15 protein-coding genes are annotated in these 19348 nt (G+C 38.8%); 11 read left to right on the top strand and 4 right to left on the bottom strand.

Annotated elements, in window-relative coordinates; translation table 11 throughout:
• Positions 1-210: 210 nt before the first annotated feature.
• Positions 211-1077 (bottom strand): LysR substrate-binding domain-containing protein, encoded by an 867-nt coding sequence (locus tag H4J50_RS08940; protein ID WP_108455906.1) that lies wholly within the window; start codon positions 1075-1077, stop codon positions 211-213.
• A 264-nt stretch (positions 1078-1341) separates the two neighbouring features.
• Here H4J50_RS08940 and H4J50_RS08935 point away from each other — a divergent pair, with 264 nt between their 5' ends.
• The 4 genes from H4J50_RS08935 to H4J50_RS08920 all read left to right on the top strand — a co-directional run bounded on the left by H4J50_RS08935 (position 1342) and on the right by H4J50_RS08920 (position 7595).
• Positions 1342-2472, top strand: coding sequence for an S-(hydroxymethyl)glutathione dehydrogenase/class III alcohol dehydrogenase (locus tag H4J50_RS08935; protein ID WP_108455907.1), 1131 nt, complete (start codon positions 1342-1344; stop codon positions 2470-2472).
• 85 nt (positions 2473-2557) lie between these two features.
• The gene (fghA, locus tag H4J50_RS08930) at positions 2558-3397 is read left to right on the top strand and encodes an S-formylglutathione hydrolase (protein ID WP_182255815.1); all 840 of its coding nucleotides are present in this window, start codon (positions 2558-2560) and stop codon (positions 3395-3397) included.
• Positions 3398-3659: 262 nt separating this feature from the next.
• A complete protein-coding gene (locus tag H4J50_RS08925; RefSeq protein WP_182255813.1) occupies positions 3660-3806 on the top strand; it encodes a hypothetical protein in 147 nt (48 codons plus the stop codon).
• A 339-nt stretch (positions 3807-4145) separates the two neighbouring features.
• Positions 4146-7595, top strand: a complete 3450-nt coding sequence (locus H4J50_RS08920; protein ID WP_182255811.1) for a M36 family metallopeptidase — start codon at positions 4146-4148, stop codon at positions 7593-7595.
• A 220-nt stretch (positions 7596-7815) separates the two neighbouring features.
• Here H4J50_RS08920 and H4J50_RS08915 read toward each other — a convergent pair whose 3' ends face one another.
• Entirely contained in the window at positions 7816-8169 is a 354-nt protein-coding gene (locus H4J50_RS08915) for a DUF1428 domain-containing protein (protein WP_182255809.1), read from the bottom strand.
• 280 nt (positions 8170-8449) lie between these two features.
• Between H4J50_RS08915 and H4J50_RS08910 the strand changes: the two genes are divergently transcribed.
• From H4J50_RS08910 to puuE, 7 genes are all read left to right on the top strand, one after another.
• Entirely contained in the window at positions 8450-10144 is a 1695-nt protein-coding gene (locus tag H4J50_RS08910; RefSeq protein ID WP_182255807.1) for an NAD-dependent malic enzyme, read from the top strand.
• Between the two features lie 224 nt (positions 10145-10368).
• Positions 10369-11070, top strand: a complete 702-nt coding sequence (locus H4J50_RS08905; protein WP_108455911.1) for a GntR family transcriptional regulator — start codon at positions 10369-10371, stop codon at positions 11068-11070.
• A 38-nt stretch (positions 11071-11108) separates the two neighbouring features.
• On the top strand, positions 11109-11762 hold the full coding sequence (locus H4J50_RS08900) for a TetR/AcrR family transcriptional regulator (protein WP_108455912.1): 654 nt from the start codon (positions 11109-11111) through the stop codon (positions 11760-11762).
• Positions 11763-12365: 603 nt separating this feature from the next.
• Entirely contained in the window at positions 12366-13580 is a 1215-nt protein-coding gene (locus tag H4J50_RS08895) for a urate hydroxylase PuuD (RefSeq protein WP_182255805.1), read from the top strand.
• Between the two features lie 137 nt (positions 13581-13717).
• Positions 13718-14458, top strand: a complete 741-nt coding sequence (locus H4J50_RS08890) for an outer membrane protein OmpK (RefSeq protein WP_108455914.1) — start codon at positions 13718-13720, stop codon at positions 14456-14458.
• Between the two features lie 27 nt (positions 14459-14485).
• Positions 14486-15835 carry a uracil-xanthine permease family protein gene (locus H4J50_RS08885; RefSeq protein WP_108455915.1) on the top strand — a complete coding sequence of 450 codons (1350 nt, stop codon included), beginning with the start codon at positions 14486-14488 and terminating at the stop codon, positions 15833-15835.
• A gap of 443 nt (positions 15836-16278) precedes the next feature.
• A complete protein-coding gene (gene puuE / locus H4J50_RS08880) occupies positions 16279-17199 on the top strand; it encodes an allantoinase PuuE (RefSeq protein ID WP_108455916.1) in 921 nt (306 codons plus the stop codon).
• Positions 17200-17278: 79 nt separating this feature from the next.
• Here puuE and H4J50_RS08875 read toward each other — a convergent pair whose 3' ends face one another.
• Both H4J50_RS08875 and uspE read right to left on the bottom strand, forming a co-directional pair.
• Positions 17279-18457: a CynX/NimT family MFS transporter gene (locus tag H4J50_RS08875; RefSeq protein WP_182255803.1), complete on the bottom strand. Its 1179-nt coding sequence runs from the start codon at positions 18455-18457 to the stop codon at positions 17279-17281.
• A complete protein-coding gene (gene uspE, locus H4J50_RS08870; RefSeq protein WP_108455918.1) occupies positions 18441-19340 on the bottom strand; it encodes a universal stress protein UspE in 900 nt (299 codons plus the stop codon). Before uspE ends, H4J50_RS08875 begins: the two co-directional genes overlap by 17 nt.
• Positions 19341-19348 lie beyond the last annotated feature (8 nt).

The following is a 19348-nucleotide window of genomic DNA, read 5'->3' as shown; positions in this document are numbered from 1 at the left end:
TGTCTCTTGTGGTTTTTTACGTTGTCTAGTTAACAAGTATTTTACCACAATGAGGCATCAACTTCTTTTAAATCATTAGGTTATTGTTATTTCCTCGTCTATTTTGAACCCCGAAACTTGAGTTATAGGTTGGAGCTAATTGTGCTTAAGCCAAATATAAATGTATTAATTAGCAAAAAACGCAACTCACCCGATACTACTTAGGTGACTTTAAGCTAGTTGCTCAGCCAAGTAATCAACGAGTAGTCGTATTCTAGGAGAAAGGTGACGATTTTGTGGGTAAACTGCCCATATCCCTTCATCAGGAGCACGATAATTATCTAACAATGAAATGAGATCACCATTTTTAAGGTGTTGCTCAACATAATAATCAGGTAACTGAACTATACCTAAACCTTTCAATGCCGCGTCAGTCAAGCAATGACCATTGTTATAACGTAATCGACCTTTTAAACGCATACTTTTTTCTTTACCTAGCTCACTGAAATGCCAATAATCTGACGAGCCCAATAAACAACTATGCTGACTTAACTCTGCTATTGAGTGCGGAATACCATGATTGTCTAGGTAACTCGGTGAAGCACAAACATAATTGGCACGCTTGCCCAACTTTTTAGCCATCATTGACGAGTCACTTAACTTTCCTAAACGAATAGCTAAATCATAACCGTCTTCTGATAAGTCAATTTGTCGGTTGCTTAAATAAGCTGAAACTTCAACGTCGCTATGTTGCTTCACAAAATTATTTACCAGTGGCAATATTTGCTTTTCACCATAGGTTACAGGCGCTGTGAGCTTTATTTTTCCTTGAGGCTTAGATTGCAAATTGGTTATTGCGCGCTCTGCAGCGTCTAAACCGTCGAGTACACTGCGACAGTGCTGATAAAAAACTCGGCCTTCCTCGGTTAAAGAAACTTTGCGCGTTGTACGGTAAAATAATTTTATATTCAGGCGCTTTTCTAATGCACTTATTTGACGACTGACTTGCGCGGTCGATATTTCCATTTTCTTAGAAGCGAGTGTAAAACTCTCATTTTCAGCGACAAAAACAAACTCGCTAATACCTTCCCATTGCATGATTATTACCTATATGTACAAATGAATTGTAAATTAGCATATTACTATCCTCTTAGAAATAGATAGTATAAACCCAATTAATAATACGTAACTTTATTAGCATTGTTACTCACCAGTAAAAGTGAATTGTATTTTGGTGTCATTATCATCATTTGATTTTTGCAGTACACTAGCTTCATCGTGAACATTTGTATTTGTATTTGTATTTGTATTTGTATTTGTGTTCTACCCAGAAAATATACCAATTTAAAAGTGAGAATAAATATGTCAGATAAATTTATTAAATCAAAAGCCGCTATTGCTTGGGGCCCTAAGCAACCTTTATCTATCGAAGAAGTCGATGTTATGCTGCCTCGCAAAGGTGAAGTATTGGTTAAGGTTATTGCTTCTGGCGTATGTCATACCGATGCCTTTACTTTGTCAGGTGAAGATCCAGAAGGTATTTTTCCGGTAATTTTAGGTCACGAAGGTGGCGGTATTGTTGAGCAAATAGGTGAAGGCGTTACCAGTGTTCAAGTTGGCGACCATGTTATTCCTTTATACACGCCAGAATGTCGCGAATGTAAATTTTGTTTATCAGGTAAAACCAATCTGTGTCAAAAGATTCGAGAAACCCAAGGTAAAGGTTTAATGCCTGATGGCACGACACGCTTTTATAAAGATGGTCAGCCAATTTTCCATTATATGGGTTGTTCAACATTTTCTGAATACACAGTGTTGCCTGAAATTTCGTTAGCGAAAGTCAATAAAGACGCGCCACTTGAAGAAGTGTGTTTACTCGGTTGTGGTGTGACTACCGGCATGGGCGCTGTGATGAATACAGCAAAAGTTGAAGAGGGCGCAACGGTAGCTATTTTTGGCTTAGGCGGTATTGGTTTATCAGCGGTTATTGGCGCAACCATGGCAAAAGCTGGGCGTATTATCGCCATTGATATTAACGAAAGTAAATTTGAGTTAGCGAGAAAGTTAGGCGCTACGGATTGTATTAATCCGAAAGATTATGACAAGCCTATTCAAGACGTAATTGTTGAATTAACCGATGGCGGTGTTGATTACTCGTTTGAATGTGTTGGTAACGTTAACTTGATGCGCTCTGCGTTAGAGTGTTGTCATAAAGGTTGGGGCGAGTCAGTTGTTATTGGTGTTGCCGGTGCAGGCCAAGAAATATCAACCCGTCCATTCCAATTGGTGACAGGGAGAGTATGGAGAGGTTCAGCGTTTGGCGGTGTTAAAGGTCGTACTGAATTACCTGATTATGTAGAGCGTTACTTAGCGGGTGAGTTTAAATTAAGTGACTTTATTACCCATACCATGGCCCTTGAAGACATTAATGAATCGTTCGATTTAATGCACAAAGGCGAAAGTATTCGTACTGTTATTCATTTTGATAAGTAAGTGTCATCTTGATAATTAAGATGTACTTAGTTAAAAATCACAAGCTCTTGCAAGAGAGCTTGCTCTATCATTTTGAGGTTTTAGCATGACAATAGAGAATATTAGTGTAAATAAAAGCTTTGGTGGTTGGCATAAGCAATATAGTCATCAATCGAAAACATTAAATTGCGCGATGCGCTTTGCTATTTACTTACCACCACAAGCTTCAAATGGCGAAAAAGTACCGGTGTTGTATTGGCTTTCGGGTTTAACGTGTAGTGATGAAAACTTTATGCAAAAAGCTGGGGCTCAACGCATGGCCGCCGAGTTAGGTATTGCTATTGTTGCGCCAGATACTAGCCCTCGTGGTGAAGGTGTTGCCAATGATGAAGGTTACGATTTAGGTCAAGGAGCAGGCTTTTATGTCAACGCGACACAAGCACCTTGGAACCGTCATTATCAAATGTACGATTATGTGGTGAATGAGTTGCCGGCCATTATTGAGTCTTCATTTCCAGTCTCAAATAAACGCGCCATTAGTGGTCATTCAATGGGGGGGCATGGTGCTTTGACTATCGGGCTTTTAAACCCTGAACGTTATAGTTCAATGTCGGCATTTAGCCCGATTTGTAATCCAGTTAATTCGCCATGGGGCAAAAAAGCTTTTACCGCTTATTTAGGCAAAGACCAAGCCAATTGGCGCAACCATGATGCCAGTGAATTGATGCGCAAAGCAAAACAGTTTATTCCTACTAAGGTTGACCAAGGTGGTGCGGATGATTTTCTTAGTGAGCAGTTAAAGCCTGAAGCTTTAGAAGCTGCAGCAAAAGTTAATGGTTACCCGTTAGCATTGGCTATTCACGAAGGTTATGATCATAGCTACTACTTTATTTCATCATTTATTGAAGAGCATCTGCGTTTTCATGCTCAGCACTTAAATAAATAGCAACGAGACTAATTTCGTTTCTTGAAATAACGTTTTTTTACCTGCTAAATTTGCTCGACTGTTGAGCTTTCTAATAACAGTCGAGCGCTTATCTTATCTCCCTGTGCCGATATTCAGGCGACAATTAACTCCGTACTGTTATCGACATTAATTAGTTATTCAGTTTTGTTACTACCGCATTATTTATGGTTATTTTGACGTTAAAGTTTTTAGATATCTAACGGATTGTTTAACCCATAATAACGATTGAAGGAGTTAAAAAATGAAAGCAAAATTTCACCTATGGCGATTAATGAGCGTGATAGTAATTCTATCGGCGTTATTTGCGCCATTTTTATTATTTATCATGACAGGTAGTGAAAATTTCTTTGGACACTATAACCATAATATTTGGTCAAGTTACCAATAATTACACAAGTAACAGTGACCTAGGGTCTTTATCTTGAGGATCTTTTATACTTCCTAAAGCTTAGCATGAAGATGTTAATGGTAAGCCACCTGTAAATTGAAAATTGAGTAATACCCATTTGATTAATTTTAACCATTAAAAATGAGCAGTTAATTAATCAACTTAGTATTCAATGGGACTAGGGGTTTTTACCTAGCTTGAGTGAGGGGAACACCCGATTAACCTTTGTTGAAAAAGTGGGCACTGTGGAGAGGTGAATTACTTTCTTACCCATAAAGCGGCCATGAACGTTTGAATATTTTCTCGTTTATAGCTGCAAAAAATATAAAGGTTATTAAGATGAAAACTACACTACTCTCTAGCGCTATTGCGTTTGCACTTGCTACACCTTTCACCGTTTTACCCACCGATGCTTATGCTGCTGCAATTACAGACAGTGCGAAAGCAAATAAAATCTTAAATTTTGATGTTGTTGGCGTGCCAACCCTTAATCAACTACAAGATACAGCTTTTACCAATTTAATGGCATTGAGCACAACACAAGCTCAAGCCATTAACCAGTTTAAAGCGTCAAACCCCAATGCACAGGTTTCAGTGAACGATATGACTGGAACAATCGATGCTATGACGGGAATGGCCATTAAAACTTCAGGTAATTCTGCAGAAAATATGGCGCGTAATTTTATTGCTGACCATCAAGATATTTTTGAAGGTTTGAGCAATGACCAATTACAATTTAATGCTAACCGTTCAAAACCCGCTTTAGGTGGCCAAGTTGTTCGTTTCGAACAAATGGTTAATGGCATTAAAGTAGAAGGTAACGGTGTTGGTGTTGTTATCGATGCAGACAACAATGTTCGTGGTGTTATGGGCCCGTATCAAAAAGACTTTAGTGTTGCTAGTCAACCTGAACTTTCTGCAGAAGCTGCGGTATTAGCGGCAAGCCAAAATTTATTACAATTTCAAAAAGATATTCCTGCGGCGGCATTAGATGTATTAACACCAGCATTTGAAACTATTGCCACTAAATTAGGCGTATTTAAAACACCAATGCCTGAGTTACGTTTTGTACAAACAGGTGAAGGACATAGTTTAGTTTGGCAGTTTTATTACTATTCAACTAACCCATTTGGTGTTTTTAAATATATGGTTGATGCGCAATCTGGTGACGTTCTTTACCGTGAAGATCAAGTACGTACCGCAGAAGGTGATGAGCCTACCGATCAATATGCCGATTATTTCCCAACCTTTCCACCGATCACTGCTGAATTACAAGACAATTGTGAAATCATAGATGAAGACGGCGGCTTAACCGGCAAACCACAAGACTTATTGCGTATTAAATTAAGAAAATTTGATGATACCAACCGCATTACTGGTGTTGAAGGTGTCTTGACAGGTAAACATGCCCTTATCGGCAGTGCCTTACCAACGAGTTCACCATTTGCTCAAGCCGCGCTAGGCACTTATTATTTTGATCGTGATGAAGCGTCAGTATATGGCCGCGTCGATGAAAAAGATCATACTACAGGCTCAAAAGTACATTTTGATGGTATCAGCCAGTTTATTTATATTACTAACTTATTGGAATATTTGGATTACTTACACAAAGATGGTGATGCGGTTCATGCGCGCGGTTTTGGTAGTGGTAGTTTCCCAGATCAATACCCAAATGAGGCAACTCCATTAGTGGGCGTTGTGCATATTCCTAATGTTTTAGATGCGCCACAAGACCCTAGTGACCCTGAGTTCCTAAACGACTTGTTAAATTTAGATAATGCCTTCGCTATTCCACTTTCACAAGATGTTGCTGGTCAAGAAGTTGTGGTTAACCCAACGTTTTATGGTCACGGTAATCTTTTTAATAACCTAGCGATAGATTTTAGTGTTCCAATTCATGAAGGTACACATGCGACTATTACGCCAATTGCAGGTTTTGAAGGTAGTCCAGAAGGTGGTGCGTTAAACGAAGGTCAAGCGGATTTATGGGCTTATACTATTGGTGAAACGCCAGATTTAGGAACGTATCCGGTTAATGCTTGTAAATTAAGAGATGTATTACGTGAAGGCAATGTTGACCCAGACTCTTTTGAGTATATTCGTAGTGGCCAAAGTCAATTGCGTTATTCTCAATTAGGGACTCGCGGTAACACTTTTGAAGTACACAGAGACGGTGAAATTTATGCCGGCGCAATGTGGGATTTACGTGAATTGATGGTAGAGATGTATCCAGCTAACGACTTTGTGCGACCTGATCCAGTGACTGGTGAAGCAACGCAAGCGGCTAGCTTAGGTAAAGAAACTTGGGAGCGTATCTTCTTAGGCTCTATGTATGTACTAGGTGTTAGTGCGCCAGATACCTTTGTTAAAGCCCGAGACGCGGTGTTAATTGCTGACGCTATGTTATACCCGGAAAATTCAATTGATGCGAATTCTCTTGGTAAGCACCATGCGTTAATTGAACGTGTATATGCTGCTCGTGAATTAGGTAAAAATGCCCAAGCACCACTTGGCGGTGTACAGATGATTTCAACTGCGGTAAGTGACTTCACTGCCGGTCAAGAAGCCCCAGCTACACCACAAAATATTATTGCTGATATTGTGAATCAAGACAGCATTAATGTGACGTGGGATCGTGTTGATAATGTCATTGGTTATCAAGTATTAAAACGTAAAGGAGGCAGCCCAGCGCGTTTATTTTCCGGTGTTCCTGGTCGTGAATATATAGATGGTGATTTAAGTTCAAATGGTTATACCCATGTTGAGTTCGTTACTGAACCGAATTACTTAGATAAAGGTCAAGGCTTTGGTCGTGGCGCGGGTCAAGGTATCGAAGCTTTTGATTACCAATATGTTGTACGAGCTATTAAAACGAACGCTTCAGGTCAGGTTGGTTTTTCTGACTTATCTGGTACGGCAAAAACTAAACTAAAAGCGAAAAATGTGACTAAGGATGTTCAAGCAAGGATCAGTAATGTGACTTTCTCGCTTAGTGAATTTGCTTTTGATAATACCTTAACTAACAATGGCGCGAAGTCACTATTTGGACCTATCAACTTTGACATTGTGTCAATTAGTAGTCCTAACGTTACGGTTAACAACGCTGATAATTCAGGCAGTGGTCAACGTGGTGATAAAGCACGTTTCATCTACGATGAAGCTTTGGCAATTGGTATGGATTCAAGTGCGCGTAATCTAAGCTTTGCTAATCCTTTAGCTGAAATGTTTACTTTTAAAGCGAAAGTATTCGCTAAGATAGAAGGGCAATCACGTGCCGCTAATGGTAGCCAAGTGTCAAATGATACGTCTGAAGCTGCAGAACGCGAAGTGGTTTACCATGCTATTTCTGAACATAAAGGTTTAGTCGCAATCGGTACAACTGATGTACTAGTTGCCGATGGCGTAGATTATGTCGATGTTAACTTTAGCGCATTAAGCAGTGCAACAAGTGCCGTAGCGACCTTAAGCGCAGATGTTGATGTAGGTGGTGCTTATCCAGATCTTGATTTCTCTATGTTAGATAGTGAAGGTAATGTATTAGCGACATCAGGTAATTTAGGTGCGTCAGAGCAAGTAGGCAGCACCGTTGTTGGTGGTGAAACTTACACATTACGTGTGAAAGGTTATGCAAATGGACCAACACAATTTACTATTGTGCTAGACCAAATGGTAACTGATGCTGCTGATGCTGGTAACGAAGCAAGTGCAGAGAGTGCACCTGAAGACAGTGCTATTGAATTGGTTGAGTTTATGGTTAACCCAGTGAACGGTACTATTATTAAGCTTTAAGACTTAAGCCTTAAGTTTTAAGTTATGAACCAAAGGCTTCACTTTTAGAAACCAGTAATAGCCCACTAATGTAGTTAGTGGGCTATTTTTTTATATTTAAAGAATGACTATCGAGAATAAATTCAACAAGCTTTATATTTTTATCCATGGCTATTAAACTTACCGAGCTATCGAAATGTCAGTACACCCTAGCGAGATATAACCTGAGATATTAAGTTCGTTATTTTTCCAAAATGGTTTCGAAACTACCAAAGATCATCCGCTTACCGTCAAAAGGCATCGTCATGTTGTCCCAGTTCATGCGAGAGTCTGCCATGACTTTTTTCATCCCCAACTCCCTTGCCTCTTTAGAAGCCCAAGTGATCCAAGAAAATACCACCGTTTCATTAGCTTCGCACTTTACTGCTATAGGAAACGAGGTGATTTCACCATCAGGGACATCGTCGCCCCAATTTTCTACTACGGTTAAGGCGCCATGATCTTTAAAAATAACCGCCATCTCTTCAGCGAGTTTTAGGTAGCTGCTTTTATTTTTAGTGGGTACTGCTAATACAAAACCATCTACATAAGCCATTTTGTTCTCCTATATTGAATAGCCATAACTCATTATTTGATCACTTCTACTTATCAATCTTATAACGCCGTAGCTTTTATTTTAACCATTAAAAATGAGCCGACAATTAATCAACTGGATATTGTATCGTCGTTAGATTTATAACTTAATGTTATTAGCCGATATGAAATAAATCACAATTATTATCTTGATATCAAGATAATCGCTTGTTATCTTGGTATCAAGATAAAATAAATGCAGCGGTAATTTCTTTCACCTTCCAACAAGAGCTATAACGTTAATGAGCAATAATCCAGTGTCAAACTACTTATACATTCCACATTCAGGCCCCGCCTTACTTGAAACACCTTTATTAAATAAAGGTAGTGCATTTACTGAGGTAGAGCGAAAAAATTTCAATTTGCTGGGTTTATTACCGCCGCGCTATGAGTCAATTGAAGAACAAGTTGAACGCGCTTATATGCAATACAAAAGCTTTGATGAGCCATTGAATAAGCATATTTATTTGCGTGCTATTCAAGATACTAACGAAACCTTATTCTTTCGGTTGATACAAGCGCACATTGAAGAAATGCTGCCAATTATATATACCCCAACCGTTGGTGATGCTTGTGAAAAATTCTCAGATATTTACCGTTCTTCTAGAGGGTTATTTATCAGCTATCAAGACCGATACTTGATTGACGATATTTTGAGAAATGCCACCAAAGGTAAAGTTAAAGTGATTGTCGTCACTGATGGCGAACGAATTTTAGGACTTGGCGACCAAGGTATTGGTGGTATGGGTATTCCGATTGGAAAACTTTCGTTATATACCGCTTGTGGGGGTATTAGCCCAGCTTACACACTACCGGTGATGTTGGATGTAGGCACAAATAATCAGAAACTATTGAACGATCCTATGTACATGGGCGCTAAACATCAACGTATTGGTCAAGCTGAATACGATGAGTTTTTGGATTTATTTATTCAAGCAACCCAACGCCGTTGGCCAGAAGTGATGATCCAATTTGAAGACTTTGCTCAACCTAATGCAATGCCATTACTGAATAAGTACCGAGATACAGTGTGCTGTTTTAATGATGATATACAAGGTACAGCGGCGGTCACTTTAGGCACAATATTAGCGGCTTGTCGTACACGAAAAACTAAGCTTTCACAGATGAAAGTGGCTTTTGTTGGCGGTGGCTCAGCTGGTTGTGGTATTGCCGAAATGCTAATTCAACAAATGTGTTTTGAGGGATTAAGTGACACACAAGCACGTAAACAAATATTTATGGTCGATAGATATGGTTTGTTAACACAAGGTATGAGCGGGTTACGTGATTTTCAAAGCGTGTTGCAGCAGCCGTTATCATCGCTTGTAGATTGGGAATATAGTTCAGAATATCCGGTGTTAATTGATGTCATTAATTGTGCCAAGCCTGATATTTTGATTGGTGTTTCAGGTCAGCCAGGTTTGTTTACCGAACAGGTGGTACGTAGCATGAAGTTACATTGTGAACGACCTATAATATTTCCATTAAGTAACCCTTCTAGGCAGGTTGAAGCTACACCTGCACAAATCATTGAATGGACGGATGGCGAAGTTGTTGTTGCAACAGGTAGCCCATTTGCGCCGATAACGCACAAAGGTAAGTATATTCATGTTGCCCAATGTAACAACAGTTATATCTTCCCGGGTATTGGTTTAGGTGTACTTGCTTGTAGCGCCCGAATTATTAGTGATGAGATGTTAATGGCGGCCAGCAACGCACTTGCTGATGCATCACCACAAGCGACAGATCCTAATGCTGCTTTGTTGCCGCCAATGACCGATATTGCGACATTAAGTCGTAAAATAGCGTTTGCTGTCGCTAAAGTGGCAATGCAGCAAGCGCTTGCTTTACCCATAACTGACGATGTTTTGCTGGCGAATATTGCAAACAATTTTTGGCAAGCTGAGTACAGAGACTATAAACGGGTATCAATATAATTAAGCCTTAAAAACACTAAAAACATGGTTTACTTTAATAAAGTAAACCATGTGTACTCATTATTATTCAAAATAAATTCAATATCTAACCCTTCATATCTTATCTTTATCTACTTCAGTTATCGTTTTTATTGGCATCGAAACGCGCATCTTATGATACTTTGGGTATATACTAAGCGCTTGAAAGTTTGCTATAAATTGATTTACCCGTATTTAGGAATGTGATGAAAGAGAAGTTAGTGGCTGATAAAAAACCAAAAAAAATAAGTGATAAGGAAATATATCAAGAGATTTTCGACGCGATTTTGTCGTTTCGTTTACGTCCTGGCACTCGGCTAACTGAAGAAAATTTATCAAAAATATTCAATGTCGGCAGAACGACTATCCGCAGTGCCTTACTGCGTCTGTCGCAAGATCATATTATAGAGATAGAGCCTAATAAAGGTGCTTTTATTGCCAGTCCAACCGTCAAGCAAGCGCATGACATTCTTGAAGCTCGAAAAATTATTGAAGTGGCGATCGTTAAAGATGTGATTAAATATGCAACGGCGAGTGACTTTGACTTACTTCGACGTATCGTAAAAGCAGAGCAAGACAATATTGATGACGAACATATGGTTGAAGGAATTCAACTAGGTGGAGACTTTCATTTAATGCTCGCAAAAATATCACAAAATGCCACTTTAGAGCGCATTATCACCACTTTAATACCACAAACATCTCTAGTTATTGTGTTGTATGAGCAACCTGACGCACCTAAATGTTCTCACTTAGAGCATTTTGAACTGATTGACGTTATGCAAAAAGGACAAGTCGACAAAGCTTCTGAGCTAATGTATAACCACGTGCAAGGCATTAAATCGCGTTTAAAACTAGAAGATAAAGAGCCCGTTGGTGATTTAGTTGATATTTTTAAAAAACGTTAGCACATGAGCTAATTTAAATTACGTAAATAGATCCACATATGACGAAAATACAAATCAATGAAGACGCCTTAGGTGGTTCACACCAAAAAACGCGTTTATATAACAAAAATATAATATTAGCTGCAGCTGGCCAAGAATTTAAGCAATATGGCTTTAATGGTGCTTCAATATCGCGTATCGCTGAGACGGCTAAACTACCTCGAACTAATATCCATTACTACTTTAAAAATAAGTTAGCGTTGTACGGTGCGGTATTAACAAATATTATTAATCTTTGGAATCAAGCTTTTGCGAATATAAACGCCGACGATGATCCTGCTCAAGCCATTGCTAGCTATATAGATGCGAAAATAGAGTATTCACGTATCAACCCCACAGCTTCGATCATTTTTGCCAGTGAAATATTGCATGGTGCTCCTTATTTAAGTGAGTATCTTCAAACGGATTTTAAACACTGGATAGATGAAAAAGCAAAGGTTATAGAAGCATGGCAAGCACAAGGTAAAATAGATAAAGTCTCGGCTTATCATTTACTTTTTACTATCTGGGGTGCTACGCAACATTATGCTAATTTCGCCGTAGAAATTGAAGCAGCCTTGGAAAGACCGCTCAATATAGATGATTTCGACGAAGCTAAAAGAACTATAAAGCATATAATTTTAAAGGGCTGTGGCCTGTCATATCAGACTTAAATTTCTCGTAACTTAACACCAATCTTAAACAAAACTTAAATAAAACTTATGTTTAGCTTATTGTAAAAAAATAAGCGTGATTCAGGCATAAGTTAAGCGTTTACGTGAGTTTAATTATTTTAATTTCCCCGCTAAAAATCCTCCCAAGACCTCGTTTTTTGGGCGGTTTTTTCTTTGCCAAAATCTCAACCTGCCTGTTATGTCAGATTATTGTATGCATGATTGTTGACAATCTGTTTTTTGTTCAATATGCTAGGTTGATATTGGTTAATCAATAAACAGCAATAAACATAGATACGCTAATACCAACAACTATCGAATGTTTTGCTTTTCGGTAACAGGCAAATAAAGAATATTTTATTAGCATCGAATAATGTTTTATCAATTTACTAAGTTTAATTTGTTAATACTCTTTAGCAATAAAAGACCTTAACAAAGGCTATGAAATATAGTTCTGAAAAAATTTCATTAAGATCACTGGCATAGCAAGAAAATATAAGCCAAGGTTATTTAACATAAAGAGTTTTGGCTATTCATGTTTAAAAATATTATTGGTATTAATTATCATTAAAACAATAATCATTATTGAAAAGGATCAAGCAGGTGGAAGCGTATTTTTTTGACGTGTTAAATTTTTTAGTTCGCAGTCTTCATATCATCACAGGTATTGCATGGATTGGTGCATCTTTTTATTTTGTTATGCTCGATAACTCATTAAGTAAGCCGAAAAAATCTTCTGATACTGAAAATGGCGTATTCGGAGAGCTTTGGGCTGTTCATGGTGGTGGTTTTTATCATTCCCAAAAGTATATGCTTGGGCCTAAAAATGACCAACTAGATGACAATCTACACTGGTCGAAATGGGAAGCCTACACAACGTGGATCAGCGGCTTCTTCTTAATGGCGATTGTTTATTGGTATGGCGCAGATATCTATCTTATTGATGCAAGCAAAGTTGATATGACGCAAGGCACAGCCATAGCCGTTAGTTTAAGTTTTATGTTCGGTGGCTACATTATTTATGACATATTGTGTAAATCTGCTTTAGCTAAAAACGATTTACTTTTAGGCATTGTTATCTTTATTTTGGTATCAATTGCAGCCTACGCTCTGACGCAAATATTCACCGGAAGAGGGGCTTTTATGACCTTCGGTGCGATGTTAGGTACGATTATGGCCGCCAGTGTACTCTTCGTGATTATTCCCGGTCAAAAGCAAATGGTAGAAAGACTCAGAGCAGGGCAAGAGGTTGACGCAGCACCGGGCATTGCAGGTAAACAACGTTCAGTTCACAACACCTATTTCACCTTGCCAGTGATATTTGTGATGATCAGTAATCACTATGCAATGACTTATAGCCATGAATACAATTGGTTGATTTTAATTGCTATTTCTATGGCAGGCGCCTTAATTCGTATTTTCTTTGTCTCACGTCACAGCCCTGGTAAACCCTTAACAGGCGCACTTATTGCCGCCATTGCGATTATGATTGGCGTTATCTGGGCCATGGCACCTAAAACTGAAAATATAACGCTTGATACTTCTGCTCCATTAGTAGAATTCTCTCAAGTAGCCACTGTTATTGAACAGCGATGTGCAACTTGTCATGCACAAAAGCCTACGCAATTGGGTTTTGCAGCAGCGCCAAAAGGTTATATGTACGACACGCCTCAACAAATTAAAGCGCAAATGCCACAAATTTATCAACAAGCAGTAGTCCTTAAAGCTATGCCTATTGGCAACTTAACGGGCATGACTGATGAAGAGCGACAGTTAGTATCAACTTGGTATCAACAAAATCAACAAAATCAACATTAGAGTGATAAATCAGTCACTTTTTACTGATGTTGAAAGTGCTGTAAACAAGAAAAAAATAATTAAAATAATTTAAAAAAATAAAGATAATAAAACAATAAAGTATCACAACAACAACACAACAAAAGCGAGAATAAAACATGAATAAGATTACTACAGCTATTGCTGCCTCGACCCTGTTAGTTGGTTTAGCTAGCGCAGCAGTAACAACTGCACAAGCGTCCGTCTGGAGCTCTACAAAAGTAGAAGGTTTATATGGTCAAGACTATGCACGCGGTTTTAATGGTGCTGATAAAGACGAAGCTATTTTTACTATTGCCAATGCAACAGGTTTTACTTGGGGTGATACTTATTTTTTCGCTGATGTAACTAACATAAGCAATGCTGATGATACCAGCGGTACACATTTAGAATTTGGACCTCGATATCGTTTTTTCAAGCCTGAAGATAACAGCGTAATCAAAGGTGTCTATGGTATCGTTCAAGCTGATATGACTTCTAATAAATTTACCACCAAAATAGTAAAAATGGGCGGGGCAAGTTTAGATTGGAATGTATCTGGCTTTAAATTTGTTAAAACGCATTTACAATACCGTGATGATCCTACAAAAGACGGCAGTTCTGTACAGTTTAACTTAGTTTGGAGCAAAGATTTTTCTATTAGTGATGAGAAATTTTCATTCGAAGGCTTTTTAGATTGGACCTCAGGAGAAGGTGATGGCTTTGGTAGTGAATCAAACTTATTAATGCAACCTCAAGTGCTATGGCATGCAAATGAAAGCTTTGCTGTTGGCGTAGAATATCAATACTGGAAAAACCGTTTAGGTATTAAAGGACGTGACGAATCAGTTCCACAAATTATGGTACGTTGGACTTTTTAGTCTGGCTGTCTAAACGAGGAAAATAATATGTCTAATTTATCTGTAGGAACACCGGAACAATGTCGTGATCCTAACTACATGCCGCGTTTAAGCGTGGCAGTTCCCTTGGGTATTCAGCATGTACTCGCCATGTTTGTAGCAAATATAACACCAGCGATTATTATCGCAGGTGCTGCGGGCTTTGGTTTTGGCTCGAACTCACCAGACTTCCCTATGATGCTATACATGATGCAAATGTGTATGTTACTGGCTGGTGCAACTACTTTGTTACAAACCATAGGTGCTGGCCCAATTGGTGCTAGATTACCTATTGTTCAAGGAACGAGCTTTGCTTTTATTCCCATTTTAATTCCATTAGTCGCTGGTAAAGGTGTCGATGCAATGGCTGCGGTTACTGGCGGTATATTTATTGGCGGTTTATTCCAAGCTGCTTTAGCGCCATTAGTCGGTCGTTTACGTTTTGCTCTACCTCCTTTAGTCACAGGTTTAATTGTTACTATGATTGGTCTTTCTTTATTGAAAGTAGGTATTCAATATGCCGCTGGTGGCGTGCCAGCTATTGGTACACCTGAATATGGTTCATTACAAAACTGGGGTGTTGCTAGTGTTGTTATTGTTGTAACCCTAGGCTTGAAGTTTTTTACCAAAGGCTTTTTGTCAGTATCATCAATTTTACTAGGCTTGATTGCAGGCTACGTTGTAGCGTACTCAATCGGTATGGTGAGCTTTGATAATGTTGGCCGTGCCGCTGCTTTTGCAATGCCTAAAATACTACCATTTGGTATTGAATTTACGGTTGCAGCAGTTCTCGGTATTGTTCTCATGTCCTTTATATCGGCTATTGAAACGGTAGGTGACGTTTCGGGTATTACTAAAGGTGGTGCCGATCGAGAAGCAACAGATACTGAAATCAAAGGTGCTACGTTTGCTGATGGTTTAGGTTCATCGTTTTCTGCCATTTTTGGTGGTTTACCAAACACCTCGTTCTCGCAAAATGTAGGCTTAATTGCCATGACACGCGTAATGAGTCGACATGTGGCCACTATAGGGGCGGTATTCCTTATTATTTGTGGGTTTATCCCTAAAGTGGGTGCCATTATTTCTACCATTCCCATTGAAGTATTAGGCGGTGGCGTTATATTAATGTTTGGTATGGTGGCATCATCAGGTATGAAAATGCTTGCTGATGTAGATTGGACAAGCCGTAATATGGTGATATTTGCTATATCATTGTCTTTAGGTTTTGGTTTAATGCTTGAACCGGGTGCTTTACAGCATATGCCAAGTACAGCTAAAGCATTATTGGCAACAGGGTTACTTCCTGCAGCGTTTCTTGCTATTTTCCTTAATCTAATTGTTCCAGACGAGCCTGATTAAGTTATATAAGGCTAGTTTGTTAAGACGAACTAGCCTTAGTTATTATATGAATAACTAGCATATTATTATCGGGCAATAAATTGATAACTTTTGTTCGATAATATTAATTTTATATTAACTCTTTAACGTGATTATTAGATAATACTAAATGACGAAGCTAAAAAATTAACTTGCCTCAGCTCAACTATTTTTAATAATAATGAGTACTTTTAAAGGTAATTCAGTTCTTCCAAATACATTTTTAATTAGAGATGTTATATCCAAAACTACTTATATTACCAGTATAAAAGCTTATATGAGCAACGGTCGATAAGCTTTAATATTCAGGATATTTATTATTTCCTTACCTGCTAGAGACCGTATTTATGTTGTTAAATGGAAAAATCCTAAAGCAGCAGTTACAAATTTAAATTTAGAAATTAAACTATCGAGTTGACATTAATATGACATCAGAAAATCTTAATGATTATCCAAGAGACATGAAAGGTTACGGGCAAAAAGTGCCACAAGCTAATTGGCCGAACAAGGCAAAAGTAGCGGTTCAATTTGTTATTAATTATGAAGAAGGTGCAGAAAATTGTATCTTGCATGGCGATAAGGCCTCTGAAACCTTTTTATCTGAAATTATTGGTGCCTTACCTTTTGAAAATGAACGCCATATGAATATGGAATCATTTTATGAGTTTGGCAGTCGTGCAGGTTTTTGGCGTTTACATCGTTTATTTACACAGCGAAAAGTACCGGTTACCGTTTTCGGTGTTGCTATGGCGATGCAGAGAAATCCTGAAGCGGTAGCAGCCATGTTAGAAGCTGATTGGGAAATTGCCAGCCACGGTTATCGTTGGATCGATTATCAAAAAGTATCTATTGATACTGAGCGTGAACACTTACAAAAGGCCATTGCTATTCACCAAGAAATGACCGGCGAAAAGCCTAAAGGTTGGTATTTAGGCCGAATGAGTGAAAATACGCGACAATTGGTCATGGAAGAAGGCTCATTCTTATATGATTCTGATAGTTATGCTGATGACTTACCCTATTTTATTGACGGCATAAACAAACCACATTTAATCGTACCTTATACACTTGATGTAAACGACATGCGCTTTGCCAGCCCACAAGGTTTTAATGCCGGTGATCAGTTCTTTAACTATTTAAAAGATACCTTTGATACCTTGTATGCAGAAGGTGCAGACGCACCGAAAATGATGTCGATAGGACTGCATTGTCGCATTATTGGCCGACCAGGTAGGTTTGCAAGTTTAGTGCGTTTTCTCGACTATGTAGAACAGTTTAATGATGTATGGTTATGTAGAAGACAAGATATAGCTGAGCATTGGATTAAGCATCATAGTGCTAGTTAAGTTGTTGTAACTTACAAGTCTTATCAAAACCTAAAAGCCCGTAAGACGATTATATCGACTTACGGGCTTTTTAATGTCCTTAATCGCTAGGTTTATTTTGTAAAAATAGGGCAATTATCACCATAGAAAAACTTAATACAGACAAAAACGTCATTGGCCATTCAAAACTGTGTGTTATGTCTCGACCTATACCGACCAGCGATGGCGTAACACCTCCAACAATATAACCAAAAGATGACATCATAGAAGATAATTGTGACGCAGATTGTGGCGAGTCTGACTCCATAACGGGCAAGGCAAGTGCGAGTGCAAATGTTCCCGATGTTGTAATTCCTAACAGTGATACTATTAAAATTGGCTGCCATTGTGGTTGCCATGCAATGCATAGGATTAAAAATGTAGAAGACAGCGTTACCCCCGCAATGAGTATATTACGATTGGCTACGCGTGCAGCTAATAATGGTAATGCAAATGCACCTATGATGCCCGAAGCCATAAACGAGCTCGCTAGCATACTTGCCTTAATAGTATCAAAGCCTGCATGCTGAAAGTGTGCTACTAACCATGTTGACAATGCATAAAAAACACCAGATTGAGCGGCGAAAAACCCGGTTAACAACCAAGCTCTGAAAGAGTCTAACGGCAGTTTTTGATGGGTGTAAGCCGGTTGATTGTTACTGGATGATTTAGGCATAAAAATAAGCAGCATAAGAAAAGCGACTAAGGCCAATAATCCCCATGCAGCTAACCCGCGCTCCCAATGGTCGTTGTTGAGCTTTATGATCGGAATCGTCAGCGCTACGGCAAGTGATGCTCCAACAGAAATGCTGACAGAATATATCGTGATGGCGAGCGTAATATGACGCGCAAAGTACTGTTTTATAAAGCCAGACATTAATGGACCGGCGATAGCAATAGCAACGCCAGCAATGAATGCTGAAATTAATAATAGCGAGAAACTGTATTGGCTAAAGTAACGAATGGATAAGGCAGCGAAGAGTAATGCCATAGCAGCTGTTAACACGCGTTCTTGACTCCACCGTCGCGCTAAAATAGGCGCAATGGGGGCGAGGAAACCCATTAACAGTACAGGAATTGTGGTAACTAACCCTGCACTAGCACGACTGAGTGATAAGTCCTGAACAATACGCTCCATAACGGGAGCAATTGAAGTAAGTGCAGGTCGTAAATTGAGAGAAATAAGAATAAGGGCTATTAATAATGTAATAGCCCTTAGGTAGTTAGCCTTTAACAACAAGAGTATCGCAGTCCAATTTGTCGATAATATATTCAGCAGTATTACCTAATAACGCGGCCGTTACACCTTTACGACCAACAGATCCTAGTATCAAACATTCAGCATTTAAATCGTCACATAACTTTGGCACAACGTGACCGGGTAAACCTTCTTCGACAATGATGTTTACATCAGCAATATTTAAATTATCTGCTAATATTTTTAAGCTTTCTTTATGCTTTTGCATAACTCGAGCATTGACTTTATCTGGATCGAAAGCCGATTTATCTACTGCGATATGCATAGGGGCCTTACTGACCGTATTGATAAAATGTAAGTTTGCACCAAATAGTTTTGACATAGAAGCAGCTTCTTTCGCCACCTTTTCACTTAAACACTGATGCTCGCTATCGCCGTCATCTAAACTGATGGCGGTAACGATATCGCCGTTACAGGTCCATTTATGGTTTTTAACCATCAGCACATTAATCGGGCTACAACGAAGTAAATTCCAATGATCAGGGGTAAATAAGTTACGAACCGATTTCTTGTAATGTTTGGTTTCTTTAATAATAAGATCACAGTTATTTTCTGTGGCTAGGCTTATAACACCTTCATACCACTTTTTATGCCACGTCACTACACACTCAGTTTTTGTTTCAATTTCAAGTGAAGCAGCCAATGCTAGCATCACTTTTTTCTGATCGTCCATTAACGTTTGTTTTAATTCTTTACAGCTTTCAGCCGCCACCCCTGAGGCTTTTTCTATACTGCGATTATACATTGAACTGCCTAAAACCAATGTCGCTTGGTATTTGTTTGCCAAAAAAACAGCACGAGCAAGGGCGGGTTGTTCTTCCCTGTGTGGGGTGATCGCGACGAAAATACGTTTATAATCTGCCATTTTTTTTC

This window comes from Colwellia sp. 6M3 (genome assembly GCF_014077595.1).
Classification (GTDB): domain Bacteria; phylum Pseudomonadota; class Gammaproteobacteria; order Enterobacterales; family Alteromonadaceae; genus Cognaticolwellia.
The sequence above is the reverse complement of the archived record's forward strand: the minus strand, read 5'-3'. Positions and strand labels throughout refer to the sequence as shown.